Raw genomic sequence first — 24,556 nt, 5'->3', positions numbered from 1 at the left:
GAAAAATGCAGAAACTTCTAGGTAACCGCAAGCTGGTCATTTCCATTTTCGTGGTGCTAATTCTCGTCGCCACGGTGGTTGCACTTGGCCCGTTGTTCTATTCGATTTACATGGGCCGTGGTGTCCAGACAAAGCCTGTTGATGCAGCGCACACCAAGCCAGCTAGCACCGATGTCGATGGCACCTGGAACGTTGTTGCTGGTACGCCACATAATTTCACCTCGGTTGGTTTCACCATCAACGAGGTTCTGCCTGCTGAGAAGACCACGACCTCCGGCTCCACCAAGGACGTGACCGGCCAGGCTGTCATTAAAGACGGCAAGATCGAAGAAGGCACGATCACCGTGGACATGACCACCTTGACCACGGATAAAAAGGTTCGTGACCAAAACATGAAGGACAAGCTGTTTATCACGCGCCAATTCCCTGAAGCCACGTTCACTCTGACTGAGCCTGCTGATATTTCTGCAGTGCCAGACGACGGCTCGGTGGCCAAGGTTAAGCTGACCGGCGACCTAACGATCAAGGGCAAGACCAAGAAGGTCACCCAGGAATTCGACGTTGTTCGCGACGGTGAGACCATCGTTATGGGCGGCAACATTCCGGTCAACCGTCTAGATTACGGAATTGAGACTCCAGAGATGATCGCGGCCAAGATTGAAAAAGAAGGCGAAGTAAACATTCGCGTCACGCTTCAGAAGTAACTAGCAATACGGAAGTAACTAGCAATACGCAGGCATGAACTCTCAACATCTAATCCCAGTCATCTGGTTCCGACTCGTGGTGCTCATTAGCTTCGCAGTATTCGTCGGCTTCCAGAAAATGTGGCTACTCCTTGGCATCGCAGTATTGCTCGGCATTCTTACGGGCTGGCAACTTATCACTGCATACAACCGCCGTTAGAGCACACCCGCAATTCCCACTCACACCACCGTTTAACGTCACAGTGACATTAAACGGTGGTGTACTCAGTTAGGGCAGAAGCAACCCCAAAAGCCGAAAAAGCCCAAATTCAGCCACCGCGTCCGAGCCAGACCAAAACCGGACCCAAACCGGGGGCAAGCAGTCGGACCAACAAGCCAGACCAACAACCGGGTCAATATAAATCCAACGAGTTGAGCCGCGCGAGTAGCCCAGGACAAAGCCAAGCCGCTCGGCGACGTCTGCACCCAGCCGGGGAAATGCGCGTCACAAGAACTAATTGATACGTGAGTGCCGACAAATCGATATAGATGCACAGGGACGTATAGACGTAACGCCACTATTCAATAATTGTCCGATAATGTACATTATGTCATTTAGGATTTGTGTCGTTATCCCCCGGGCCCCTTATATAAGGGGCCCACCTGACCTCACAACTAGCTCACGTGCGCCGGCTCATTCAGTAGTTCCTCTGGGGCCTCCTCAGCAGGCAAAGGCTTACGGCGGACGAGTGCTGCGAATACCGCGCCCGTGATGTTCGCCCACACGGCTGCCACAACGCCTGGCAATGCAGCCTCAGGCGTAAAGAACTGCAGCGCCAGCGCGGAGGCCAAACCGGAGTTCTGGGTGGCAACCTCGATAGCCGTCGTACGCGCTGCTGCTTCGCGCTGACGAGTTACCTTCGCCGTATAGTAACCAAAGAGGAATCCGATGACATTCTGAATGGCCACACCGAGGAATACAACAAGACCAACCGTCAGCAGCTTATCCTGCGACTTTGCCACAACCGCAGTAACCACTGCACCAATACCGACGATAGCCACCCACGGCAGCACCGGGATGACATAATCAACCGCCTTGCTTGCCACAACGCGCAGCAACAGGCCAAGTGCAACCGGGATGAGAACCGTCTGAACAAGCGACCACATCATGCCCATTCCATCAACCTCAGCGCTCTGCCCCGCCAGCCACAGCATCAACAGTGGCGTCATAATTGGGGAAACCAAGGTAGAAACGGACGTCATGGCGACAGACAGCGCCACGTCACCCTTTGCCAAGTACGCCATGACATTGGATGCCGTACCACCAGGAACCGAACCAAGCAGGATTAGACCGACGGTAACGGCGTCGTTAAGCCCCAGCAGCTTAGCAACAAGCACCGCACTGGTCGGCATAACCACAAACTGGCATACAACGCCAATAAGGATGGGCAATGGACGCTTGGCAACGAGCGCAAGATCCGGGGTCGTCAGAGTAAGACCCATCGAGAACATAATGACCATAAGCAGCTGGCTCGTATAAGAGCTAACCGGGACAAAGGTCGACGGACTCATGAAGGCTGCAATTGCACACAGCACAATCACGATGGGAAATGCGTAAACCGCTAGCTTCTCAGAGCTGCTTTGCGCTTCCTGCGCCGCCGACGGATCGGCTACTCCATACTGGTGAGAAGTCATACTCGACATGTGGCTCGCCCTTACTACTTGGAAGTTACCCACCTCTTCCCCACTCGCATGTCCGGCTTGCCATCAGGCACCTTCATTGTGAGTGGAATCTGTGGGGGTAAAGGTTAGGGACCTTGCCCCCAGGAACGACACCCCTGAGCCCAACTTCCCTTTCCCGATCCCACCGACGTGGTGAATATCTTTCTATGGATTGATTGATTTCCAAACCATAGCACAACATCCCGTTAAATGAACTAGCAGTTTCGGACGTTGGGATACCGCTAATGAAGGGGTCTAAACTCGCCGCCCCCAACCGCGGTTAAACGAAGGTGACATTAGCCACACTTACTATCGGTCAACAGATATCTGGGACTAAGTTGAATGTATGCAAAAGCTTCTGAGTCCCGATTCAACAAAGATCTCTCGCCCACAGGGATCAACGAGCCAGGCAGATGCTGTACCAGCGAAGTACACCAACGGCTCCCCCATGTCGCTCATCAAAGACATGGAGGCCATCGTCGGTCCGGAAAACGTGCACGGACGCCTATCAGACCTTGTCCGATTCTCTTCCGACGCCGGCCCCTACCGATCCATTCCTCAAATCGTAGTGTCAGCGCGTAGTGCCAGCGACTTGTCTAGGCTCATGACCTACTGCCGCGAGAACGGCCGCCACATGACGTTCCGCGCCGCGGGCACCTCGCTCAACGGCCAAGCAATGTCAGATGACATCTTGGTTGATGTGAAGACCAACTTCACCGGCATGGAGGTCAGGGATGGCGGCAGCAAGCTGTGGTCCCGCCCAGGCGTTGTGCTTGGCGACGCCCAGGCAGTCCTCGGCCGGCACGGATTCATGCTCGGCCCGGACCCAGGATCAACCTCTGTATGCACCATCGGTGGCGTCCTCGCCGACAACTCCGGCGGCATGCGCTGTTCGCTGGAGCGCGATAGTTACCACTGCGTCGATGAGCTCGTCTTCGTCTTGCCCTCCGGAACCATTGTCGATACCGCTCGCGGCGACGATGCCTTCCGTGCACAGGAGCCTGAACTTCACGCCAACCTCCTCGCCTTCCGCGACCGCCTGCGAGCGAACACCGAGATGGTGGAGTTCTTGCGCAAGAAGTTCTCCATCCGCAATACCAACGGCCTACGCATTGACGCTTTCCTCGACGAGGACGAGCCGGTCAAGATCCTAAAGCGCCTCCTCGTCGGCTCCGAAGGCATTTTCGGCGCCATCGTCGAGTCCGTCATCAAGACGGTAAAACTTCCCAAGGTCAAGGCCACGACCTGGGTCGAGTTGCCGAACCTGCGCGATGCAGCCAACTTCGTGCACCCAATCATGGAGGCCGGCGCTGAAGCCTGCGAACTCCTCGTCGCACCGGTGATGCGCCGTTCGGCAGAACACTACGCCCACGCGCCAAAGTCCTGGATCGACCTTGATGACGATGCAGCAGCACTGCTCGTCGAGGTAGGCGGCACCGACCTCGCCGATCTCGAATCCGCGATGGAGCGCCTCAAGGAGGTCCTCAAGGACGCGCCGCTTTTACGCCCACTCGAATTCGAGACCACACCAGAGGGCATGCGCGGCGCATGGGAGCTCCGCAACGGTTTGTACGGCCTGCTCGGAGCCGACCGCCCGAACGGCACCACCTACATCACCGAGGACGTCTGCTTCCCGCCCGCAGAGGTAGGCAACGCAGCCGCCGATTTGCTGGATCTGCAGCACAAGTATGGCTACCCCGAGTCGGTGATGGGACACGCCGCCTTCGGCAACCTGCACTTCTTCCTTACCCCGCGCTTCGATCTAGACGAAGAACGCGAATCTTATGCCAGCTTCCTGGACGAGCTGGCTGAGTTGGTCATCGACAAGTACCAAGGTTCGATGAAGGCCGAGCACGGTACCGGCGTAAACATGGCTCCATTCCTCGAGCACGAGTGGGGCTCCGAAGCCTTCGAGCTCTTCTGGGGAGTCAAGAACATGATTGACCCGCAAGGCATCCTCGCGCCAAATGTGAAGCTCACCCGCGACAAGTCCGTGCACCTGAAGAATTTCAAGTCCTTCCCCAAGGTCGAGGACATGATTAATCCTTGCGTGGAGTGCGGCTTCTGCGAACCCGTTTGCCCGTCCCGCCACGCCACGGTCACCCCACGTCAGCGCATCGTCTTGCGCCGCGAGATGGCCCGCCAACCAGAAGGCTCTGCGGTCCTGCGCCAGCTGCAAGAGGAATATCAGTACGATGCCGTCGACATGTGTGCGGCGGACGGCACCTGTTCCATTCCGTGTCCCATCAGCATCGACACCGGCGCAGTGATGAAGCAGCTGCGCAAGCAGGAAGCTGGCCCCAAGGCCGAGAAGGTAGCCCTGTCGACCGCGCAGCGTTGGGCGCTCGTCGAGAAGCTCGCGCGTGCTGGCGTCATTTCCGCCAATAAGATTCCGCACAAGCCACTTGAGCTCGGCGCCAACATGGCCCGCAACGTCATCTCCCCTGACTTGCTGCCCACCGTGCCAGGTCCACTCCCTAAGGGTGCGTCCCGTCTACCGGAGACACCGCGTGAAGGCGCACAGGCCTTGTACTTCCCGGCTTGCATCAACCGCATCTTTGGCCGCCCTGCTGGCGCCGCCCCGGATTCGGTGGATCTGCCGCGCGCCGTCGTCGAACTTGGCCGCCGTTCCGGACAACCGGTGTGGATCCCGGATGATGTAGCAGGCGACTGCTGCGGTACTCCTTGGTCTTCTAAGGGCTACACCGAGGGCTTCGAATACCAGGCCACCAAGATCGTCCGCGACCTGTGGCACTGGTCTGAGCACGGCAAGCTCCCCATCATCGTGGATGCCGCCAGCTGTACCCACGGCTTGCTCGACAGTGTCCCAGAGGCGCTCTCCGAAGCGGACAAGGAATTATGGTCCCAGCTGCGCATCATGGACGTCGTCGAGTGGCTACGCGATGAGGTTGCCCCTCACCTACCGATCGTCCAGAACATGGGCACCATCGCCGTTCACCCAACCTGTTCCACTGCGCACATGGGCATCAGCGATGACTTGGTGCAGCTGGCCAACCTCTGTGGCCATGCCAAGGTTCCAGAAGGCGCTATGTGCTGTGGCTCCGCCGGTGACCGCATCATGCTCCACCCAGAGCTGGTGGAATCGGCTACCCGTGAGGAGCGCGCTTCCCTCGAGGCTGAGCACTTCGATGCTTATGTCTCCGATAACCGCACCTGTGAGATGGGCCTGGAGATGATCTCCGGCAAGAGCTACGACTCCATCGCTGTCTTGCTCGAGCGCGCCTCGCGCCCTGTGGTTACTCCTTAACCGCTTATCCTCTTAGCCAGTTAGCCCCTTAACCCTGCCTGGGGCTACTGCGTGGCCGATTGCAGCCTAACGGCGGCCGCCGCGATTGCGATGGGTCGCCGTTACTTGTACGGCGTCGATCATGCCCAGCTCGAAGAGCGCTTCACGCAACGCGAACTGGAAGGTCCACAGCCTGCGGAATACCGGATCGAATCCCGCTGCTGCTGCTTCGCGCAGGTGCCCGTCAAAGTAGCTACGCTGCTCACGCAGCGACTCCGCGTAATGGCTACCCACGTGAGTCTGTGCCACGATGCGAAGATTGGACTGCTTGTCAAAGAGCTTGTGTGTTTCCTCGATGGTCGGGTAATCCAAACCCGGCCAGATATAAGCCCGCAGCACCTGCAGTGCTGCCCGCCCAGCAGGCGTCATCGCATCCGTCGCAAAAGTAGAGGCCAATGCAACTCGCCCGCCTGGCACCAAGGAACGGTCCAGGACGCTCACAAAGCGCTTGCGCTCAGCCGGAGTGAGCAGCTCTAGTTTCTCCACGCTCACAATCGCGTCATAACGCCCACGCCACTGCTTGGGGTGAGGAATCACGGCGTCGCTAAGCTGCACGTGTACCGAATCCGCAGCGCCTTCGAGCAACAAGATCTCGTTGAACTCGTTAAGCTGCTCAGCATCGGCCGTCAACACATCCACCGTTGCGCGTCGACTCACAGCCTCCACCGCCACATTCAACCCCGTCGCGGGATAAACCAAAAGATGCGTACCCGCACCGGAATGCGTGGCGTCGAGGAGCCACTGTGCGCTGCGCCGCTGGCCGTCCCGCAGATCACTACGATCCACGCTCGTTGGCTCACTGACTTTAGTTACGTCAACAAGGTGTTCTTTAGGCTCTTTCCTGCCCGCCTGTTGGCTAAAGCTAGGAACCGCCTCGCGGACCGTCGTGGGAACCCCACTGGCAAAAATGCCACCGCTGTGTGTATACCCGTCACCTGCATATAACCGGACCAGCTCCACAGGAAGCTCCCCCGGAGCAGAAAGTTCCGGTGCAAGGTCCTTAGCCTTGGGCCGATACCCAGTCTGCAGCAGGCAGCGTAAAACCTTCACCAGCTTCTCCGAGTTTTCCATAGTCCATTCGCCTGCTAGATAAGACTCCGCAAAACCAAGCCATCCCGTAGCCGCAATGCGAGTAAACAGCGCATCGTGTAGGACCTCCATGTCTGGACCGTCTTCTGAATCCGTTTCCGGATCAAGGTCGATCTCCGCCAGGTCGCATGTCTTGGCAAATTCCGCCTCTGCGCGTCGGGCTTTAAACTGCCCAAAGCTCACTGAAGGAACATTCGCCACGCTTGGCCATTGCGCAGCGTCAATTGTGTCTAGGTGTGGAAAATTGACCATTTTCTTGGGGTCTCCTTGACCAGCTGCACTAAGGGTTTTGCACTCACCTTAATCTGAAAAGCCCACCTAAATACCTCGCCATGCCGAGGAAGAGCCAGTTTAAGGTATATAAAGTATGCATGTACGGTATCTAGGGTTTAGACTGATTCGGTACAAAAATTTTCGCTTTCTCAGGAAGGTATCACCCCACCATGGCTGAAACCCCTTACCGCCCAGCCGGCGGCCGCCACCACGTAGTCGTTATCGGCGCAGGCTTTGGCGGTCTCAACGCAGTACAGCAGCTAAAGAATGCTGACGTCGAGATCACCCTGATTGACAAGAAGAACCACCACCTGTTCCAGCCGATGCTGTACCAGGTAGCAACCGGCATGATCTCCGCCGGTGAGATTGCTCCTTCTACCCGTCAGCTGCTGCGCGGCCAGGATAACGCCCACTTCGTTAACGGCGAAGTAACCGATATCAACATCGAGGATCAGACCGTTACCGCTGAGCTCGACGGTTTTAGCCGTACTTTCGCATACGACTCCCTCGTCGTAGCTGCTGGTGCCGGCCAGTCTTACTTCGGCAACGACCACTTCGCTGAGTTCGCGCCGGGCATGAAGACCCTGGATGACGCACTTGAGCTGCGCTCCCGCATCGTGTCTGCCTTCGAAAAGGCTGAGTTTGTTGACGATCCTGTCGAGCGCGAGCGCCTCCTTACCTTCATCATCGTTGGTGCTGGCCCAACCGGTGTGGAGCTAACCGGCCAGATCGCCGAGCTTGCAAACCGCACGCTGCGCGACCAGTATTCCAACTACGGCACCACCAGCGCCAAGATTTACCTCTTGGATGGTGCGCCGCAGGTACTGCCGCCGTTCGGCAAGCGCCTTGGCCGCAAGGCTCAGCGCTCCCTCGAGCGTCTCGGCGTCGACGTACGTCTGAACGCTATGGTTACCGACGTCACCGAGGACGCTGTCACCTACAAGAACATGAAGAACGAGGACGTTGTCACCCTCGAGGGCGCAACCAAGATCTGGTCCGCTGGTGTGTCCGCTTCCCCGCTGGGCAAGATGGTTGCTGACCAAGCAGGCGTCGAAGCAGACCGCGCTGGCCGCGTCTCCGTCAACGACGACCTGACCGTGGGCCAGCACGACAACGTCTACATGGTCGGCGACATGATCTCCCTGAACCGCCTGCCAGGCGTAGCACAGGTTGCTATCCAGGGTGGCGCACACGTTGCCAAGCTCATCAAGGCAAAGGTCGATGAGGAGTCCACCGCCAACGAGCACGAGGCATTCGAGTACTTCGACAAGGGCTCCATGGCCGTCATCTCCCGCTTCAACGCTGTTGTGAAGATGGGCAAGACCGAGTTCGACGGTTTCCCGGCATGGGTTTCCTGGATGGGCTTGCACATCATGTACGTCCTTGGCTTCCGCAACCGCACCACTGTTGCTGTCAACTGGATCCAGAACATGATTTCCCGCGACCGCGGCAACCTGGAGATCACCGATCAGCAGCGCATCGCTCGCAACTTCATCAACAAGAATAAGTAAATGAAGTCACGCCGATGACGGGCCAGGCGCGCACTTCAGCGCCGCCTCCCAGCCATCCTGCATCCCGCCCCCGCCTGGCCAAGCTTTTAGGTTTGCTCACGCGGGGGCGGTTTCTGTTTTGTTCTCAAGCTACTGATTCTGCCGAATCTGCCACAATTTAGCTCCGCCAGATAGTGCTTTTTGTTAACCTCAAAACTTACAACAAGGGGTGCCGTTGAAAACGGCTGAGATTAGACCCTAAGAACCTGCACTCAGTTAGTACTAGCGAAGGGATAGTTGTGGAATCCACGGATCCACGTGGCACTTTGCCACGCGTTTTGACCATTGCCGGAACGGACCCCACGGGCGGTGCCGGCGTCCAAGCCGACCTAAAGTCTTTTATGGCCGCAGGAGCCTACGGCATGTCGGTGGTCACGGCTTTGGTGGCGCAAAATACGCAGGGAGTGCGTGCGGTGCACACTCCCCCTCTATCGTTCCTGCAGGAGCAGTTTGACGCAGTGCTTGACGACGTCGCGGTTGACGCAGTGAAGATCGGCATGCTCGGCACCGCGGACATTGTGGCCAGTGTTTCTCGCTTCCTGGACGAACTCGCCCCAAATACCCCAGTTGTCTTGGACCCTGTCATGGTGGCCACTAGCGGGGATAGGCTCCTCGACGAGAAGGCAGAAGCCGCAGTCCGGGAGCTGTGCCGCCAGGTCACCGTCATCACGCCTAACCTCAAAGAACTTGCGGTGCTAACGTCGACGCCGCAGGCGAGCAGTCTCGAAGAGGCGATTTCGATAGCCCAGGACTGGGCCAGCGAAACGGGCACCTATGTCATCGCCAAAGGCGGTCACTTGCAGGCAGGCCACGCAGACAACGCCGCTGTGGGTCCAGAAGGAGTGCTCTGCCGGGTTTCAAGCCCGCGGGTAGACACGAAAAATACGCACGGCACCGGCTGCTCGCTCTCGTCGGCACTAGCCGCACGCCTTGGCGCGGGGGAAACCCTGCCGGACGCTCTTGAGTGGTCCACCGCATGGTTGCATGAAGCCATTGAAAACGCCGATGATCTGCGCGTCGGACACGGGCACGGACCTGTGGATCACGGACACCAGCTGCGTCGACAGGCCGGGCTGCTTTAGAACAGTTCGCGAACTGTTTTCGAACCCTTCTCGAGAGTCTCTAGGACGGTCATTCTCTAGGACTGTATCTGGACGCTAAAGCAGGTCTGCGCCTGGGCGGGTCAGCACCGCTACCAAGAATGTCGAGCTCTCCTTGAATACCTTCATATCCCACGAGGAGAAAAGGAAGTCAACGCGGAAGCCCACCTCCTTGGCCAGGGTCAGGAAGTCATCAAAGGCCCAGCCGCGGCCTTCACCAAAACCGACGACAAAACGGCCGTCAGAATGCAGCGAGTTGTAGATGTTGCGAATGGCTGCCTCGCGGCCATCAACTGCGAGGAAGGTCATAACGTTGCCTGCTGCCACGGCCAAGTCAAAGTTACCCTCCGGAATCTCGTCCTCCGAGAGGTCACCTACCACCCACTGGCCGTCCGGGAAATCATGCTCCGCGTGGCTAATGAGGATGGGATCGACGTCGACACCGACGACCTTGTGGCCACGATTGACCAACTCGCCACCAAGCCGGCCTGTGCCACAGCCTGCATCCAAAATTAGGGAGCCTCGCTCCACCATTGCGTCCACTAGACGCGCCTCACCGTGGATATCTTTGCCCTGCGCAGCAAGCATTTTCCACTTGCGGGCAAAGTTCTCTGAGTGTGCAGGGTTGGCAGCGGTGACTTCTTTCCAAGTAGGCATAAAAACTAGTATATGCCCCGTGGCAGTGTAGGCTTTACCCGCTAGTTAAAAATTGCCTGCCGAAACCAATTTCGGCTCACGTCTGCTCATAAAGTGAAGGAGGCTGAAACGATGCCGTCTGTACCGTCGCCCTTTAGGCCACGCAAGAAGAACGATCCACCCAGTTCCTCCCGCACTTTCTCTGTTCCGGCAGAACGAGCAATAGAACATTGCCGGGTCTTCGTCGATGGCGAGTCGCTTCCGGGCGAGTTCACCCCGCACACGGCTTTGCAGACTGTGGAGGAATACGGACGCGGATTCGTGTGGGTAGGCCTGCATGAGCCTTATGAGTCCCAGATGACCAAGGTTGCGTCCGAGTTTGGTATCCACGAACTGATCGTGGAAGACGCCGTCCAAGCACACCAGCGCCCCAAACTCGAGCGCTACGACGATCAACTGTTTATGGTCGCCCGTTCGGTCAACTACCGCGACCACGATGAGGTTGCTGATAAGCGCCAGATCATCTCCACAGGTGAAATCCAGATGATTCTGGGGAGCAACTTCATCATTACGGTCCGCCACTCTGCCAAGCTGCCAAACCTGGCCTACACGGTCCAGGACGAGCAGGACTTGGTCGAACTCGGACCAGTAGCCATGGCATGGAAGATTCTTGACATGATGGTGGATCGCTACTCCGAGATCGTACGCCTGCTCGCCATCGAGGTCGATGAGATCGAGGAAGAGGTCTTTACGCCGCAGACCAAGTTCAACATTGACAGGATCTACATGTTCAAGCGTGAGATCTTGGAGATGAAGCACGCCATTGACCCGCTTTCGGTCGCGCTGAAAGCCATGATCAATGACCACAAGGACTTGATCTCGAAGCAGATTCGTTCTTACCTGCGCGACGTCAACGACCACGAGCTCGTGGTCAAGGACCAGGTGGCAGGCTTTGACGAGCGCCTCACCTCGCTTATCGACGCCTCTGTGGCCAAGGTGACCATGCAGCAAAACAGCGACATGCGCACCATCTCTGCCGTGGTCGGCATGTGGGCTGCTCCTACCCTGGTCGCTGGCATCTACGGCATGAACTTCGATGTCATGCCGGAACTGCACTGGCCCGGCGGCTACTTCATGGCGCTAGGCCTCATGGTGCTCGTGGTCGCGGTCATGTGGTGGTGGTTCCGCCGCAACCACTGGCTCTAGGGCGGAAACAAAGCCCTAGGGAGTACACAGCACTCCCTAGGGTCCGCAGCACTATGGGTTGACCATTGTGCGCAGGTTCGTGCGCGCAATGAGTTTGCCGGCTTGGCGCATCTCAATGCACCAGATGTGGGTGCGCCGACCCAGCTGTACTGGTGTTGCCACGGCTTCCAGAATTCCGTCAGACACTGAGCGGATGAAGTCGGTGTTGTTGTTGATTCCAACTACCGGTGCAGCCGCTGCAACGAAGGATGCAATGGAGCCCACGGATTCCGCGATGGAGCAATAAAGGCCGCCGTTGGCCGCGCCCCACGGCTGGTGGTGCTCAGGCTTGACCTCAAGCCGGGCACGTACTTCGTCCTTCGACACAAAAGCAAAGTCCAGGCCGAGCAGCCCGCCAAGGCCGTGGTTGTGGGCGTTGAAAACCGCGATTTCCTCAGCGGAAAGCGGGCGTTCTTGGACGGTGGCGACCATCTTCGCCATGAGTTCAAACTTGTCTGGGTTTTCTTGGCTCATGCCATGACAGAATAGCGGGAAAGTCTGACGTAGGATAGAGCACATGACTGAAAAGACTGAACTCGCCCACATTGGCGTTGTCGGCTTGGCTGTTATGGGCTCTAACTTGGCCCGCAACTTCGCCCACAACGGCAACACCGTAGCCGTCTACAACCGCAGCCCGGAGAAGACCCACAAGCTCATCGAAGAACACGGCTCCGAGGGCAACTTCATCCCTTCCGAGACCGTCGAGGACTTCGTCGCATCGCTTGCGCGCCCGCGCAAGGCCATCATCATGGTTCAGGCAGGTAAGGCTACCGATGCAGTAATCGACCAGCTGGCTGCAGCCATGGATGAAGGCGACATCATCATCGATGGCGGCAACGCCCTCTACACCGACACCATCCGTCGTGAGAAGGAAGTAGCTGCCAAGGGCAAGCACTTCGTTGGCGCCGGCATCTCCGGTGGCGAGGAAGGCGCGCTCAACGGCCCGTCCATCATGCCCGGTGGCCCTGCTGAGTCCTGGAAGACCCTCGGCCCCATCCTGGAATCCATCGCTGCCAAGGTTGACGGCACCCCGTGCGTGACCCACATCGGCCCGGACGGCGCCGGCCACTTCGTCAAGATGGTCCACAACGGTATCGAGTACGCCGACATGCAGGTTATTGGCGAGGCCTACCAGCTGCTGCGTTACGGCGCTGGCCTCGAGCCTGCCGAGATCGCTGCTGTGTTCAAGGAATGGAACTCCGGCGATCTCGACTCCTACCTCATCGAGATCACCGCTGAGGTTCTCGCACAGACCGATCCGGAAACGGGCAAGCCGCTAGTCGACGTCATCGTTGACGCCGCCGGCCAGAAGGGCACCGGCCGCTGGACCGCCATCAATGGCCTAGAGCTGGGTGTTCCGGTTACTGCCATCGCTGAAGCTGTCTTCGCTCGCGCTCTTTCTTCGGCTACCGAGCAGCGCGCAGCGGCCCAAGAGGGTGAGCTTCCAGCCGGCGTCATCGAGACCGACGTCGACAAGCAGGCGTTCATCGAGGACGTGCGCCAGGCGCTCTACGCTTCCAAGCTCATCGCTTACTCCCAGGGCTTCGATGAGATCAAGGCGGGCTCTGAGCAGTTCGGCTGGGACGTTGACCCACGCGACCTTGCCACCATCTGGCGCGGCGGTTGCATCATCCGCGCTAAGTTCCTGGACCGCATCCGCGAGGCTTATGACACCAACCCGCAGCTGCCGGCCCTGATTCTCGATCCTTACTTCAAGGGCGAGCTCTCCGAGCTCATCGCGCCTTGGCGCCGCGTGGTTGTCACCGCGACCCAACTAGGCCTACCGGTACCGGTCTTTGCCTCTTCCCTGTCCTACTACGACAGCCTGCGCGCTGAGCGCCTGCCCGCTGCCCTCATCCAGGGCCAGCGCGATTTCTTCGGCGCTCACACCTTCAAGCGCGTGGATAAGGAAGGAACCTTCCACATCGAGTGGTCAGCCGATCGCAGCCTGAGCGAGCTTTAGATTCAGCTGGCTTGACGCCACCGAATCTTGCGCAGCGCTAGGTCCTCTTCTTGAGGCCCTAGCGCTGCACTCGTTTTAGTCTTAGTTCCTCCGCGCGGTTCAATCCGGACTTTGTGTGTTTTCGGGATTACGGAATCATGAGGCTTGGCCACTAAGCTAAAGGGCAATGACTACTTTCGCCGACCTCGGCTTACCTCAAGAAATCGTGCGTGTCCTCAACAAGCAGGGCATTACGGAACCTTTCCCTATCCAGCAGGCGGCAATCCCCGACGCCCTCGCTGGCAAAGACGTCCTCGGCCGCGGTCCGACGGGTTCTGGAAAGACCTTCACCTTTGGCCTTCCCATCCTCACCCGATTGACGCACACTGGTGCCTCGAAGCCGGCTCGCCCGCGCGCTTTGGTGCTTACACCGACGCGTGAGCTCGCGACGCAGATCCACGATCGCCTCGATGAGCCCGCGAATGCTTTAGGCTTGCGCGTCCTTTCTGTGGTCGGCGGCGTGAACATCAACCACCACATCCGCTCGCTCGCCCGCCCCGTAGATCTGTTGGTGGCAACCCCTGGACGCGCACAGGACCTCATCAATCAGGGCAAGCTTTCGCTTGACGACGTCGCGATTACTGCGCTCGACGAAGCTGACCACATGGCTGACATGGGCTTCCTCCCGCAGGTCCGCAAGCTCATGGCGCTCACGCCCAAGAAGGGACAGCGTTTACTCTTCTCTGCCACGCTGGATGGCGATGTGGACAAGCTGGTCAAGCAGTTCATGCACTCCCCTGTTACACACTCAACCGCACCGGTTGAAGCAGCAGTAGACACCATGACCCACCACTTGGTTTTCGTTGGGGACCGCGATAGCCGCAACGACGTGGTTGTGCGCATCGCCGCACGCGAAGGCAAGACCATCTTGTTCATGCGCACCAAGCACGGTGTAGACCGTCAAGCCAAGAAGCTGCGCCGCGTAGGAATCAATGCCCTGCCGCTGCATGGTGATAAAGGCCAGGGCGCGCGCACGAAGGCCATTGAGGGTTTCGCTGATGGCTCGGTTCCCGTGCTTGTGGCCACCGACATTGCGGCCCGCGGCATCGATATTGCGGACGTCTCGCTGGTCGTGCACGTGGACCCACCTGCTGAGCACAAGGCCTACCTGCACCGCGCCGGGCGTACCGCGCGTGGTGGTGCCTCTGGCGCGGTGGTCACTTTGGTCATGGATCAGCAACGCGATGAGGTTGCCAAGCTCATCAAGAAGGCCGGAGTCAAAGCCTTCGAGCTTGATCTAAGTGATCGACCTAATCCTGCTGGCGCTCCGGAGCTCGCCAAGATTACCGGCGCACGCAAGCCTTCTGGTGAACCCCTTCCGCCGCCGCACCAGAACAATCCGGCTTCGCGGGGCGGTAGTTCCAAGCGCCAGAACGCTGGCGACCAGTCTGGACAACCTGGACGCGGCAGACACGGTGGCCGTGGTGGCCGGGGTGGCGCGGGTGGCCGCGGCAGTCGAAACCGTTCCCGCAATGGAAAGCCAGGGGGCTCGGGCCGCCGAGGTGGTGGTCAGCGCTAATGCTGCTGCAGCCCAACGAGTGGCGTCCCCGCTACGATGCGCATGTTGCACGTGCTGAGGAGCTCCTAGCCGAGTTTCGCCACCCCGGTGGCTATCACCCGGTCTATGATTTCCTCTTCGAGTACTACCCGGTGCGGCCTTCTCATCTTCGACGTTGGCACCCAGGCTTTGGGGTTACGCTCTTGGGCGAGCCGGGACAGGTTCCGCACGAGGAGTGGCGCGACTACCGACGCACGAGTCAGGGGATACACCTTGATCTGGACTCTTTCTGGCAAAGACGCGGGGAATCTATCACCTATATCCGTAACCTGATGGCAAAGACTGCGGCCAATCCTGCACAGTTTGACTGCTTCGGGTTGCACGAATGGGCGATGGTTTATAAAACGGACACTCCGCGCCATGACTTACCGCTGCGCTTGGGCGCGGCGGGCACCAATGAGGTCGTCGAAAACCATCGAATCCGGTGCACCCACTACGATGCTTTTCGCTTCTTCACTGAGCCAGCACGTCCGCTCAACCTCACTGTGTTGACGCGCGAAGGACAGCCGGACAGCGATCAGAGCGGTTGCGTCCATGCGACGATGGACCTGTACAAGTGGGCATGGAAGTTGGGCCCCTTGGTGCCCGGTGAGCTATTCATTCAAACCTTGGAGTTAGCCATTGAAGCCCGCACTCTTGATATGGAGGCTTCGCCGTATGACTGCCGCGATTGGGGCTTCGGCGTGGTGCCTATTGAAACCCCAGAGGGCAAAGCTGAATACGTTGGGCGCCAACGTGCGCTGGCAGCCAAGGCTAAACCGCTGCGTCAACGGCTTGTCACCCTCGTGGATGAGGCGTCGGCGGCTACAATGACAAACCGATAAAGTGAGCATAAGCCCGGGTGGGGCTATGGAAACGGCACGAGCCGTCCAGTGTGGAAGGAATACTCATGGCACGACATTCCAATGGCAAGAACACGTTCGCGATGGCGGGTTGGGTGTTGGCCCTCCTGGCCGCACTTATTCTCGCTATTGCGGTGGGCTTGTTCTTCCTTCTGCGGGGCGGGGACTCCCCTAAAGCCACGACGGCAGCTGACTCAGAAGTCGCCGAAACCACGGCAGAAGCCAGTGCTGCAACTTCCACGAGCAAGGAAGCACCCAGTTCCACGTCCACGGCTGCGGATTCGAGCGCCAGCTCCACGAGCGCTGCGCCGGATAACGAAGCTGGGGCCGCCTTCGCGGACAACACCCTTGTCCTGCTTGATACTTCAGAGGGACTCGCTCCCTACTTCAACCCTGTAACGCAGGCCCTAGCGGAAACAGCCACTGCTCTCGGTGAGAAAGATGGCCTAGTGAGCCTGTGGAACTATTCCTCACCTATTTCCGAGACCGCCACAGTGGGATACCGCCAAAACATTGGCTTCGGCGAGGCCGGCCCAGTGGCGTTTGCGGTTCAGCAGTTCGGTACCGGTGGTGTTCCCCAAACCCGTAGTGCAGTCACTGCTGCGCTGACGAATGCCTCTGAGCAGGCTGCTGGTACTGGCAAGAACGCTAAGGTCCTCCTCGTCACCACGGGCACCGCGCAGGACATGGATGATTCCACATTCAAACAAGTACTCAACGAAGCCAAATCCAAGGACGTAACCTTGTCCGTCGTCCACGTTGGCGAAGGCGACAAAGACACAGTGCTTGACGACGCCGCAGATTCCTTCACCGCCGTTGCAGACCCAAGCGATGAGGCAGCAGTAGCCAAGGCACTCAAGGCAGCCGCTGGCGCGTAGCGCTTTGCACCAGCCGCGTGCCGCGCACCAATTGAAAAGTAGATAGTGCGGCTAGATTCTGCCAGACAAACAAAACAGCTATAGGCCCCGACTCACGTGAGCTTGAGTCGGGGCCTATAGCTTTGGTCAAAGAACTCCTAAGAGGTCTTGCGCTTGCGGCGAGCAGCGAGCTCGTCGATTCCTACAACAGTTTCTTCTTCGAACTCGTCGACGCGCTCGGCCGGGAAAGAGGAAATGGTGCCGGAGAGCTCCTTGAGGATGCCAGGCACAGCAATACCGAATACACCCTGGCCGCCGGCCAGAAGGTCGATGACCTCATCGTTGGAGCGGCACTCGTAGACGGTGGTGCCGTCGGAAACGAGGGTCAGCTCAGCAAGGTCATTGACACCGCGGTCGCGCAATGAATCAACAGCCACGCGAATGTTCTGCAGCGAGATCCCAGTGTCAAGCAAACGCTTAACGATCTTCAAGACAAGCACGTCCTTGAAGGAGTACAGACGCTGCGAACCGGAACCGCGGGCGGTACGAATGGAAGGGTTAACCAGGTTGGTGCGTGCCCAGTAATCAAGCTGGCGGTAAGTAATGCCGGCAACCTGACAAGCGATTGGAACACGGTAACCCAGTTCCTCGTCAGGCCCCACATCGAAAAGGGACTCTTGGACGTATCCTTCGTCCGCGCCGAAGGTGGCGGTGTACTCGTCGCGTTCGCCGTTGATGCTCACGTAATTACTCCAATGGTGTTTGTTGGAAGCTCTAAAGCTTTATTAAAGGCCACCACCCTGACCCCGTCAAGGGCAAGGCATGACCAAACTCTCTAGTGCAACTTTAGACTTCTTTATCCCCATTGTCATCATTAGTCACACGCGTGTCATTAGTTTCTTTTCCATCGTTTTCTTCAAGAAAGTCCTCTTCAGACACACCTAGAGAGCGCATCATCGCCTCAAAATCGGCATCTGCCTGGGGATTTCCTGAAGCAGAGCTGTCTGAGCCGAGGGTTTCCCCTGCTTCTTCCGCAGCGGGGGGAACGGGGGGATCAAAGTGAAAACCGAAGTAGGCTTCCATGTCATCTGCCGTCACAAACACCGACACTTTATTGAGCAGCTCTTGATCGACGGTGATTGGAACTCCAAAGTGTTCGGAGACTACAAGCGCATCGGTGAGCTTAGCGTCATGAACTTCCCCGGTTTCATCGACGATGTCAATCATGAAGGTGCCTTCGTAGTAATTGACTATCTCGATCGAGCCAACGCCGCCGGCCATTTCGATGAACTCCAGGAGTAGATCATGCGTGTTAGGGCGAGTCTCGCTATATCCGTCGAGGCGCTGCATGACGCGCGACCCCTCAAGCGGGGAAAGCCACACGGGGAGGATCTTGTTTCCTTCTACCCAACGCAGCAACGCGCATAGTTCATTTTCCGGCTCCATTACATGGATGCCGTGGAACTCAAGACTAGTTTTTTCCATACTCTCCACTCTCCCACATTTGGGCCGATCGTGGTGGCAGGCCCAGCGCAAGAAGTGAGCTCCGCGGGCCGGAAGGTCTTGAGTCCCCGAGTCTGTTTAAGAGTTGTACTCGTTGCGCAGGTCAGTCTTGACCAAAGTGGCGTGCAAGGAGACGACCAACGCGGTCATCTGCTGGGAGAGTTCCTCCGCCTGGTGAGCAGCGGTGTCAGATTTGGAGTTGGCCACTGGGGAGGCAACCTGCGCGATGAGGTCAGCCTGCCGGCGAGCATTGTTGCGCAAGGACTTAAGCTGACGCTCCTCAAAGCCGAAGGCCTTGAGCGCCACAGCTGCAGAAACCGCGGCGACGTCGTCAGCGTCAAAGAATCCAGACGCATCCGGAGAGATGAGGCCAACCTTGACCAGGCTTGCCACCTCTGCTTCAGTGGAGCCAGCCTGGGCGGCAACTTCCGCGTCAGTCAAACGGGTGACGGCCGGTGCACGGAACTGATCGGGGCGCAGAAGTGTTTCTGCCTTGCCCGCAGACACGATAGCCATAACCTGACCAGAATCCATGGCTTCAAGCTGCTCACGAATAACCTTCAGCGGCGTGTAGTTGTCTCGCTGAGTAGTCAGGATGTAGCGAAGGCGATCGACGTCTTCCTGAGTGAAGCGGCGGTAACCGGACGCAGTACGTTGTGGCGTGATCAGACCTTCGGATTCGAGGAAGCGAATCTTCGACACGGTAACGTCAGGGAACTGCTTGTTCAGCTGCTCCAAAACGACGCCGATCGACATGGTCTTGGCCTTCTTCGCCTTCACTGCCCCTTTACGCAGGGCTGCGGCGTTGGACTGTGCTGCGCTCACGATATTTCTCTTGGTGCTTCTCTCAGGGTCGAACGTGATTCGTTATTACTGGTTGGCGATGAAAACCAGACGGAACTTGCCGATCTGAATTTCATCGCCCACGTGCAGTACCTGGGAGTTGCGAGGCTCGCGGTTGACGTAGGTGCCGTTGAGGGATCCGACGTCGACTACCTCGAACTCGCCCTCATTCACGCGGAATTCGGCATGGCGGCGAGAAACGGTGACATCATCAAGGAAGATGTCAGCCTCTGGGTGACGGCCCGCAGTGGTGGTGGGCTGGTCAAGAAGGAAACGGGCGCCAGCATTTGGTCCACGCTTTACAACGAGAAGTGCTTGCCCCTCAGAGAGGTTCTCAGCACCAGCAACGGAGGTCTCGTTACCCGCCGCGGCGCCGTTTTCCATCTCCTTGAGAAGGTCTGCACGGAATACAGAAGTGGTTTCTACCAGCGGTTCCGGGGTTCCGGTCTGCTCGCTCATTTTTACCTCCGAATGGTCGGATTCATGTTGACTTATTCCATATTAGCGACTCACCCGCGCGCGCGAGCATCGTCACCCTATTTGTTTCGTAAATTATGTTAACGGAAAATATTGCCGATACCTTTAAGTACCGAATTTCCAACGCCGGACAAGGGATTATCCGAGACCATGTAAGTCCACGTGGCGCTCGGGCGAGCCAAGCCAGAATCTTCCATGTGTGCCCCCGCTTCGTCAATGCTGACCTTCTTAAAGGTATCCACGGATTCCTCCACCGCGCGCTGTGCTAGCTCCTTGAATTCGCGCACCGCAATACGGTGATATTCATCAATCGGAGTCTCACGCGCGATAGCACGAAGATGGATGGACTCACGCACATCATCCATGAGTTCCAGGTGGTCTGCCCAGGCGAGGTCCAGGTGATAAAGCATGATTTCACGCGCAGCGGCGATGCGAGCACTTTCTGGGACCTCTGCCAGTTCGGCCGCCCGCTGCGGCGCACGTTGCTCGAGTTCTTCCCAGGCTTGGGCGGAATCAAGCAGCTTTGCACGGCGTTCGTCGATGATGATGCGCTGATCAGCTAGGAGCTGGTTGTATTTCCAGGTTTGCGCGTGGATTTCCAGCAACTGGCCCTCGGTAACGCGTTGGCAGTGCGCCACGAAGTCAGAGACACGCTTCGATTGAATCAAGCCGGTTTCATCCGGCTGCGCCGACAGCGCTTCGTCGCCACCGCCTTGCTTGACGACGTCGTCCTCCAAGGACACGAAGAACAGAGACAGACCCGGGTCGCCTTGGCGTCCTGCGCGACCACGCAGCTGATTATCCAGGCGCGAGGTGCGATGCCGCGAGGTGCCAATGACCGCGAGGCCACCAAGCTCGGCAACTTTGTCCCTATCTTCTTCGGTGGCGCCGCCCAACTTGATATCAGTACCGCGGCCTGCCATCTGAGTAGACACCGTTACACGCCCAATGTCGCCGGCTTCGGCCACAATCCGCGCCTCTTCGGCATCGTTCTTCGCGTTAAGAACGCTCACGGCAATGCCCCGCTCACGCAAAGCTGCCGCAAGATCCTCAGATTCGGCCACGTCGTGGGTGCCTACCAGCACCGGCTGCCCAGTGGCATTGATGGCAACGATTTCTTCGACGATTGCTTTGGACTTGTCCTCGACCGTTGCATAAATACGGTCGGCCTCGTCAAAGCGCTGCAGCTCCTTGTTCCTGTCGATGACCGAGACGTGAAGGTCATAGAACTGCCGCAGCTGATCCGTTGCTTCGACTGCGGTGCCGGTCATGCCGCACACCAGCGGGTAGCGGCGCATCAGCTCCTGCAGAGTGATGGTGTCAAGGATACGGCCGCCCTCGGAAACCTCGAGTCCTTCCTTCGCTTCGACGGCCGCCTGCAGTCCGTCTGGCCAACGCTGCAGGTCCGCTACCCGTCCGCGGGAGGCGTCAATAAGCTGCAGCTTGCCGTCTGCGACGATGTAGTGAATGTCGCGAATCAGCAACGCCTTGGCGTGGAGCGCAAGGTTGACCTTCACCAGCACGGTGCCGATGTTTTCCTCGGAATATAGGGAATCGATGCCAAGCTCCCGCTCGACGCGTGCTGCGCCGTCTTCGGTAAGCGCTACCGTGCGGCCGTCCTCAGCAATGACGTAATCGAGGTCCTCACGCAGGCGGGAGACAACGTTGGTGATATGACCTGTGGGGGCTTGACCGGGGCGATTGCCCGCCAGGACGAGAGGCACGAGGGCCTCATCCACCAGAACGGAGTCCGCCTCATCGACAAGCGCCACATCCGCGCGGGCCTGAACGGTCTGGGAGCGATCCGTGATCTGGTTGTCGCGAAGCACGTCAAATCCCAGTTCATTGACGGGGGCATAAATGATGTCGCAAAGGTATGCCGCGCGACGCTCATCCGCTGTCTTCTTTTCGGTAACTGAGCTAACTGTCAGACCGAAAAACTCCACCAGAGGGCGCATCCATTCAGCATCACGATCTGCAAGATAGTTGTTGACCGTCACAAGATGAACGCGCTTGCCCGTGAGCGCGAAACCGGTTGCCGCCATCGCACCAACCAAAGTTTTGCCCTCACCGGTGGCCATTTGGATGACGTCACCGGTGAGCAATCGGAGCACGGCTTGGGACTGTACGGTGAAAGGATACATTCCCAGGGTGCGTTCACTGGCCACCGCAAGAGCCGCCAAAAATGTGGCTTTATCTGCGATTTCACCATCCCGCACGGAGTCGCGCGCGGCCTGGGCAACCGCGGCGTCGTCAAGCGCGGCTAGCTCCTGCGTGGCAGAACTTGAGCTTTCAACGATCGCTTTGGACTTCTTATCGTTTCGCTCAGACTGCGCACCCATGGCTTTCCAGAACCAACCAAATGCACCCATGCTCGTCTCCGTTACTTCCAACGACTTAACGTAAATTCATTTAACTCTTTCGACTCTAGCTAACCCACTGTGGCCTATGTGGCGAAGGCTCTATATCCTAGAATTTATGCAATCCGTGAACGTGAAGCTCCCGTCCTCCACCGGAACCATGATGGCGGGAACCATCGACTTTCCAGACTCTGCGCCGCAAGCATTCGCCATCTTTGCGCACTGTTTTGCAGGCTCCCGCCACACGCCTGGCGCCGCCCGCGTTTCCAAGCAGTTGACCAACTTCGGCGTAGCCACCCTCCGCTTTGATTTCCCTGGCCTGGGCCAATCAGAGGGCAACTTTGCAGAAACCAGCTTCAGCCAAAATGTGGCCGATATTCAAGCAGCCGCCACATGGCTCGCTGAGAACTATTCCGCACCGCAGATGCTGATGGGCCACTCTCTCGGCGGCGCCGCTTCCTTGGCCGCGGCAAGCGGAATCCGCTCACTCAAGGCAGTAGCTACCATCGGTGCGCCTTTCGACCCGGCACACTCCGTGCTTCACTACGCAGACAAAATCGGTGAGGTCGACGCAAACGGTGAAGTTGAGGTCACCCTGGGTGGACGTGCGCTTACCATTTCGCGTCACTTCCTTGAAGACCTTGCTGATACCAATCCAGAGGAGTACCTGCGCCACCTGCGCAAGCCGCTCATGATCCTGCACTCCCCGATCGATCAGACCGTGGGCATCGATAATGCACAGAACATCTTCCTTAAGACTCGCTACCCCAAGTCTTTGGTGGCGCTCGATAAGGCGGATCACCTCGTGACCAAGCAGGGCGCTGCCGCACGTGCGGCGGACCTTATCGGCGCATGGTTCGAGCAATTTATTGTTCCAGAGAACGTGCCAGCGCACGTTGACGATTCCGCGGCCCAGGCACAGCCTGCAGTGGGCACCAAGTTCGGCGTTGTGGTGCGCCACAATGACCTCTCTGTCCCTGCGGACCGTACTAAGAAGCAGGGGGGCAAGGGCCAAGGTTTCACCGCTGAGGGCCTGCTCATGTCCGCATTGGCAACGGCTAGTACTCAGTCCATCAAGCAGGCGGCCAAGGGCATGGCGCTTGACGACGTCGAGGTAACCGTCACCCACGTTCATGACAAGACTTTTGAACGCCGCATTGAGTTGGTGGGTAACCTAAGCGCCGACGAAAAGGCGGAGCTTTTCAAAGCAGCGACTACTTCTGAAATAGAACAGCTTCTGGGCGCTGCCCACATCGTGGATGTACACGCATGATCGTGCTCAATCCATTAAGCCCAGAAGCCCGTTGTCCTTGTGGGCTTGGCCTCAGCTTCGGTGAATGCTGCGGGCAGTATCACGGTGGTAAACCCGCGCCCACTGCCGAGGCTTTGATGCGCTCCCGCTTCTCTGCTTTTGTGACGGGTGATGAGGAATACTTGCTCAGGACCTGGGACCCAGACACCCGCCCTGAGCGAGTACACCTAGAGGACAATGGAATTCGCTTTTATCGCCTAGACATAATCGACACAGAGGACGGCGGGCCGCTCGATACCACCGGTGTTGTGGAATTTGAGGCCTTCTATAAGGGCGCCGCAGTAGGTTCCCAACGTGAACGTTCTCAGTTCCGCCGTCAAGACGGGAAATGGGTCTATAGCTCCGGTGACTTTTAGTTAAAACAACAGCTCATCTAGGCGATTGGAAACAGTGAATACGACTGATGTAATCTAATCACGTTGCGTCCTCAAGGCGTGACGGCGGACTATGGCGCAGTTTGGTAGCGCACTACACTGGGGGTGTAGGGGTCGCAGGTTCAAATCCTGTTAGTCCGACAAAATGGCTCCAAGCAGATTCTGCTTGGAGCCTCTTCGTTTTGCTGCATAGCCCAAAATATTTTCTTCAAAAGGCCCACATAAACAATCACGGCCCCCGTTTGGCTTAATGCCACGGGGGCCGTCGTTGTCGACAGCCAGTGAGACGGCTGAAGATGTCGAATTAAAACTACTGTCTAGTTAAAACTTAAGCGCCAGCGTTACCGATCTGGTCATCCAGCTTGTCACGCCCCTGCTTGATCTGATCAGCCTTGTCCTCGCCCAGCTTGTCCTGCGCTACCTCTGCGCCCTTGTCGAGCACCGAATCGGAGATCTGCTCTCCCTTTTCCGAGTTGAGTGCGTCCTTAGCCTTATCAAAAATACCCATAAGATGCCTCAGCCTTTCCAACGAAAGTTTCTTGCTCTAACGTTCAACATGTTCGCGGTGCAACCAAGACTGGCTGAACGAACACGTGCCCCACCGTACATACGAATACGCCTTCCTGCCATAAGAAAATTCTTAAGTGAGTTCGCTCCCGCAAATCTTCTTAGTTAAACCCTTGATCAAAGATTCCTGGTGCTACCGTAAGACGTAAGAGGTCAAGAATTTAATGCCGGTACTTGTTTTGGGCAATCCTCGGAACTAGAACCTAAGCGGGCACCTAGTAGAGCTCAAAGTATCGTTAATACCGAAAGTTTCAAT

General features: G+C 57.8%; 22 protein-coding genes, 1 tRNA gene and 1 riboswitch. Of the genes, 13 read left to right on the top strand and 10 right to left on the bottom strand.

All coding sequences use genetic code 11. The features are described 5' to 3' along the window. Positions 1-5 precede the first annotated feature (5 nt). Positions 6-704: a YceI family protein gene (locus HMPREF0308_RS10640; RefSeq protein WP_005531484.1), complete on the top strand. Its 699-nt coding sequence runs from the start codon at positions 6-8 to the stop codon at positions 702-704. A gap of 34 nt (positions 705-738) precedes the next feature. Then, positions 739-903, top strand: a complete 165-nt coding sequence (locus HMPREF0308_RS13930) for a hypothetical protein (protein ID WP_005531483.1) — start codon at positions 739-741, stop codon at positions 901-903. Between the two features lie 455 nt (positions 904-1,358). On the opposite strand, the gene HMPREF0308_RS10630 is transcribed toward HMPREF0308_RS13930, so the two are convergent. Continuing rightward, positions 1,359-2,387 carry a bile acid:sodium symporter family protein gene (locus HMPREF0308_RS10630; protein ID WP_005531482.1) on the bottom strand — a complete coding sequence of 343 codons (1,029 nt, stop codon included), beginning with the start codon at positions 2,385-2,387 and terminating at the stop codon, positions 1,359-1,361. Positions 2,388-2,751: 364 nt separating this feature from the next. On the opposite strand from HMPREF0308_RS10630, the gene HMPREF0308_RS10625 reads away from it, so the two are divergent. Then, complete coding sequence (locus HMPREF0308_RS10625; protein WP_034657498.1) at positions 2,752-5,673, top strand: FAD-binding and (Fe-S)-binding domain-containing protein; 2,922 nt, start codon at positions 2,752-2,754, stop codon at positions 5,671-5,673. A gap of 66 nt (positions 5,674-5,739) precedes the next feature. Here HMPREF0308_RS10625 and HMPREF0308_RS10620 read toward each other — a convergent pair whose 3' ends face one another. Continuing rightward, a complete protein-coding gene (locus HMPREF0308_RS10620) occupies positions 5,740-7,053 on the bottom strand; it encodes a class I SAM-dependent methyltransferase (RefSeq protein WP_005531480.1) in 1,314 nt (437 codons plus the stop codon). A gap of 191 nt (positions 7,054-7,244) precedes the next feature. Here HMPREF0308_RS10620 and HMPREF0308_RS10615 point away from each other — a divergent pair, with 191 nt between their 5' ends. Both HMPREF0308_RS10615 and thiD read left to right on the top strand, forming a co-directional pair. Then, positions 7,245-8,585 carry an NAD(P)/FAD-dependent oxidoreductase gene (locus tag HMPREF0308_RS10615; RefSeq protein ID WP_005531479.1) on the top strand — a complete coding sequence of 447 codons (1,341 nt, stop codon included), beginning with the start codon at positions 7,245-7,247 and terminating at the stop codon, positions 8,583-8,585. 194 nt (positions 8,586-8,779) lie between these two features. Beyond that, positions 8,780-8,876, top strand: a riboswitch (TPP riboswitch). Next, positions 8,864-9,706 carry a bifunctional hydroxymethylpyrimidine kinase/phosphomethylpyrimidine kinase gene (thiD, locus tag HMPREF0308_RS10610; protein WP_005531478.1) on the top strand — a complete coding sequence of 281 codons (843 nt, stop codon included), beginning with the start codon at positions 8,864-8,866 and terminating at the stop codon, positions 9,704-9,706. It overlaps the preceding riboswitch by 13 nt. Before the next feature lie 75 nt (positions 9,707-9,781). On the opposite strand, the gene HMPREF0308_RS10605 is transcribed toward thiD, so the two are convergent. Further along, positions 9,782-10,381, bottom strand: a complete 600-nt coding sequence (locus HMPREF0308_RS10605) for a class I SAM-dependent DNA methyltransferase (protein WP_005531477.1) — start codon at positions 10,379-10,381, stop codon at positions 9,782-9,784. 111 nt (positions 10,382-10,492) lie between these two features. On the opposite strand from HMPREF0308_RS10605, the gene corA reads away from it, so the two are divergent. Further along, a complete protein-coding gene (gene corA / locus HMPREF0308_RS10600) occupies positions 10,493-11,566 on the top strand; it encodes a magnesium/cobalt transporter CorA (RefSeq protein ID WP_005531475.1) in 1,074 nt (357 codons plus the stop codon). 51 nt (positions 11,567-11,617) lie between these two features. Here the strand turns inward: corA and HMPREF0308_RS10595 are convergent, their stop codons facing one another. Next, positions 11,618-12,079, bottom strand: coding sequence for a PaaI family thioesterase (locus HMPREF0308_RS10595; RefSeq protein WP_005531473.1), 462 nt, complete (start codon positions 12,077-12,079; stop codon positions 11,618-11,620). 43 nt (positions 12,080-12,122) lie between these two features. Between HMPREF0308_RS10595 and gndA the strand changes: the two genes are divergently transcribed. The 4 genes from gndA to HMPREF0308_RS10575 all read left to right on the top strand — a co-directional run bounded on the left by gndA (position 12,123) and on the right by HMPREF0308_RS10575 (position 16,885). Further along, a complete protein-coding gene (gndA, locus tag HMPREF0308_RS10590; protein WP_005531471.1) occupies positions 12,123-13,568 on the top strand; it encodes an NADP-dependent phosphogluconate dehydrogenase in 1,446 nt (481 codons plus the stop codon). 166 nt (positions 13,569-13,734) lie between these two features. Further along, positions 13,735-15,126, top strand: a complete 1,392-nt coding sequence (locus HMPREF0308_RS10585; RefSeq protein WP_005531468.1) for a DEAD/DEAH box helicase — start codon at positions 13,735-13,737, stop codon at positions 15,124-15,126. Next, positions 15,126-15,989: a hypothetical protein gene (locus HMPREF0308_RS10580; protein ID WP_005531466.1), complete on the top strand. Its 864-nt coding sequence runs from the start codon at positions 15,126-15,128 to the stop codon at positions 15,987-15,989. The genes HMPREF0308_RS10585 and HMPREF0308_RS10580 overlap by 1 nt, the downstream gene beginning before the upstream one ends. A 65-nt stretch (positions 15,990-16,054) precedes the next feature. After that, complete coding sequence (locus tag HMPREF0308_RS10575; protein WP_005531465.1) at positions 16,055-16,885, top strand: vWA domain-containing protein; 831 nt, start codon at positions 16,055-16,057, stop codon at positions 16,883-16,885. A gap of 137 nt (positions 16,886-17,022) precedes the next feature. On the opposite strand, the gene HMPREF0308_RS10570 is transcribed toward HMPREF0308_RS10575, so the two are convergent. The 5 genes from HMPREF0308_RS10570 to secA2 form a co-directional block, all read right to left on the bottom strand. Next, positions 17,023-17,607 (bottom strand): MerR family transcriptional regulator, encoded by a 585-nt coding sequence (locus tag HMPREF0308_RS10570; RefSeq protein ID WP_005531463.1) that lies wholly within the window; start codon positions 17,605-17,607, stop codon positions 17,023-17,025. A gap of 103 nt (positions 17,608-17,710) precedes the next feature. Beyond that, on the bottom strand, positions 17,711-18,349 hold the full coding sequence (locus HMPREF0308_RS10565; RefSeq protein WP_005531461.1) for a bifunctional nuclease family protein: 639 nt from the start codon (positions 18,347-18,349) through the stop codon (positions 17,711-17,713). 96 nt (positions 18,350-18,445) lie between these two features. Beyond that, positions 18,446-19,192, bottom strand: coding sequence for a transcriptional regulator FtsR (ftsR, locus tag HMPREF0308_RS10560; protein WP_005531459.1), 747 nt, complete (start codon positions 19,190-19,192; stop codon positions 18,446-18,448). 45 nt (positions 19,193-19,237) lie between these two features. Next, on the bottom strand, positions 19,238-19,669 hold the full coding sequence (gene odhI / locus HMPREF0308_RS10555; protein ID WP_005531457.1) for an oxoglutarate dehydrogenase inhibitor Odhl: 432 nt from the start codon (positions 19,667-19,669) through the stop codon (positions 19,238-19,240). A gap of 98 nt (positions 19,670-19,767) precedes the next feature. Further along, positions 19,768-22,059, bottom strand: coding sequence for an accessory Sec system translocase SecA2 (secA2, locus tag HMPREF0308_RS10550; protein ID WP_005531455.1), 2,292 nt, complete (start codon positions 22,057-22,059; stop codon positions 19,768-19,770). A gap of 106 nt (positions 22,060-22,165) precedes the next feature. Here secA2 and HMPREF0308_RS10545 point away from each other — a divergent pair, with 106 nt between their 5' ends. The 3 genes from HMPREF0308_RS10545 to HMPREF0308_RS10535 all read left to right on the top strand — a co-directional run bounded on the left by HMPREF0308_RS10545 (position 22,166) and on the right by HMPREF0308_RS10535 (position 23,874). Then, positions 22,166-23,320 carry a bifunctional alpha/beta hydrolase/OsmC family protein gene (locus HMPREF0308_RS10545; RefSeq protein ID WP_034657493.1) on the top strand — a complete coding sequence of 385 codons (1,155 nt, stop codon included), beginning with the start codon at positions 22,166-22,168 and terminating at the stop codon, positions 23,318-23,320. Next, positions 23,317-23,715, top strand: a complete 399-nt coding sequence (locus HMPREF0308_RS10540) for a YchJ family protein (protein WP_034657491.1) — start codon at positions 23,317-23,319, stop codon at positions 23,713-23,715. Before HMPREF0308_RS10545 ends, HMPREF0308_RS10540 begins: the two co-directional genes overlap by 4 nt. A gap of 85 nt (positions 23,716-23,800) precedes the next feature. Beyond that, positions 23,801-23,874 (top strand) — tRNA-Pro (locus tag HMPREF0308_RS10535). Positions 23,875-24,061: 187 nt separating this feature from the next. On the opposite strand, the gene HMPREF0308_RS10530 is transcribed toward HMPREF0308_RS10535, so the two are convergent. Next, positions 24,062-24,241 carry an antitoxin gene (locus HMPREF0308_RS10530; RefSeq protein ID WP_005531449.1) on the bottom strand — a complete coding sequence of 60 codons (180 nt, stop codon included), beginning with the start codon at positions 24,239-24,241 and terminating at the stop codon, positions 24,062-24,064. Positions 24,242-24,556: the final 315 nt, after the last annotated feature.

It is taken from the genome of Corynebacterium striatum ATCC 6940 (assembly GCF_000159135.1).
GTDB classification, from domain to species: Bacteria; Actinomycetota; Actinomycetes; order Mycobacteriales; family Mycobacteriaceae; genus Corynebacterium; species Corynebacterium striatum.
This window is presented reverse-complemented; position numbering and strand designations above follow the sequence as displayed.

What these genes read in the sequence shown, in the direction of transcription:
- HMPREF0308_RS10640 (WP_005531484.1), top strand. Translation starts at nt 6, where the DNA reads ATGCAGAAACTTCTAGGTAACCGCAAGCTGGTCATTTCCATTTTCGTG.
- HMPREF0308_RS13930 (WP_005531483.1), top strand. Translation starts at nt 739, where the DNA reads ATGAACTCTCAACATCTAATCCCAGTCATCTGGTTCCGACTCGTGGTG.
- HMPREF0308_RS10630 (WP_005531482.1), bottom strand. Translation starts at nt 2,387, where the DNA reads ATGTCGAGTATGACTTCTCACCAGTATGGAGTAGCCGATCCGTCGGCG.
- HMPREF0308_RS10625 (WP_034657498.1), top strand. Translation starts at nt 2,752, where the DNA reads ATGCAAAAGCTTCTGAGTCCCGATTCAACAAAGATCTCTCGCCCACAG.
- HMPREF0308_RS10620 (WP_005531480.1), bottom strand. Translation starts at nt 7,053, where the DNA reads ATGGTCAATTTTCCACACCTAGACACAATTGACGCTGCGCAATGGCCA.
- HMPREF0308_RS10615 (WP_005531479.1), top strand. Translation starts at nt 7,245, where the DNA reads ATGGCTGAAACCCCTTACCGCCCAGCCGGCGGCCGCCACCACGTAGTC.
- HMPREF0308_RS10605 (WP_005531477.1), bottom strand. Translation starts at nt 10,381, where the DNA reads ATGCCTACTTGGAAAGAAGTCACCGCTGCCAACCCTGCACACTCAGAG.
- corA (WP_005531475.1), top strand. Translation starts at nt 10,493, where the DNA reads ATGCCGTCTGTACCGTCGCCCTTTAGGCCACGCAAGAAGAACGATCCA.
- HMPREF0308_RS10595 (WP_005531473.1), bottom strand. Translation starts at nt 12,079, where the DNA reads ATGAGCCAAGAAAACCCAGACAAGTTTGAACTCATGGCGAAGATGGTC.
- gndA (WP_005531471.1), top strand. Translation starts at nt 12,123, where the DNA reads ATGACTGAAAAGACTGAACTCGCCCACATTGGCGTTGTCGGCTTGGCT.
- HMPREF0308_RS10585 (WP_005531468.1), top strand. Translation starts at nt 13,735, where the DNA reads ATGACTACTTTCGCCGACCTCGGCTTACCTCAAGAAATCGTGCGTGTC.
- HMPREF0308_RS10580 (WP_005531466.1), top strand. Translation starts at nt 15,126, where the DNA reads ATGCTGCTGCAGCCCAACGAGTGGCGTCCCCGCTACGATGCGCATGTT.
- HMPREF0308_RS10575 (WP_005531465.1), top strand. Translation starts at nt 16,055, where the DNA reads ATGGCACGACATTCCAATGGCAAGAACACGTTCGCGATGGCGGGTTGG.
- HMPREF0308_RS10565 (WP_005531461.1), bottom strand. Translation starts at nt 18,349, where the DNA reads ATGGAAAAAACTAGTCTTGAGTTCCACGGCATCCATGTAATGGAGCCG.
- odhI (WP_005531457.1), bottom strand. Translation starts at nt 19,669, where the DNA reads ATGAGCGAGCAGACCGGAACCCCGGAACCGCTGGTAGAAACCACTTCT.
- secA2 (WP_005531455.1), bottom strand. Translation starts at nt 22,059, where the DNA reads ATGGGTGCATTTGGTTGGTTCTGGAAAGCCATGGGTGCGCAGTCTGAG.
- HMPREF0308_RS10545 (WP_034657493.1), top strand. Translation starts at nt 22,166, where the DNA reads ATGCAATCCGTGAACGTGAAGCTCCCGTCCTCCACCGGAACCATGATG.
- HMPREF0308_RS10540 (WP_034657491.1), top strand. Translation starts at nt 23,317, where the DNA reads ATGATCGTGCTCAATCCATTAAGCCCAGAAGCCCGTTGTCCTTGTGGG.
- HMPREF0308_RS10530 (WP_005531449.1), bottom strand. Translation starts at nt 24,241, where the DNA reads ATGGGTATTTTTGATAAGGCTAAGGACGCACTCAACTCGGAAAAGGGA.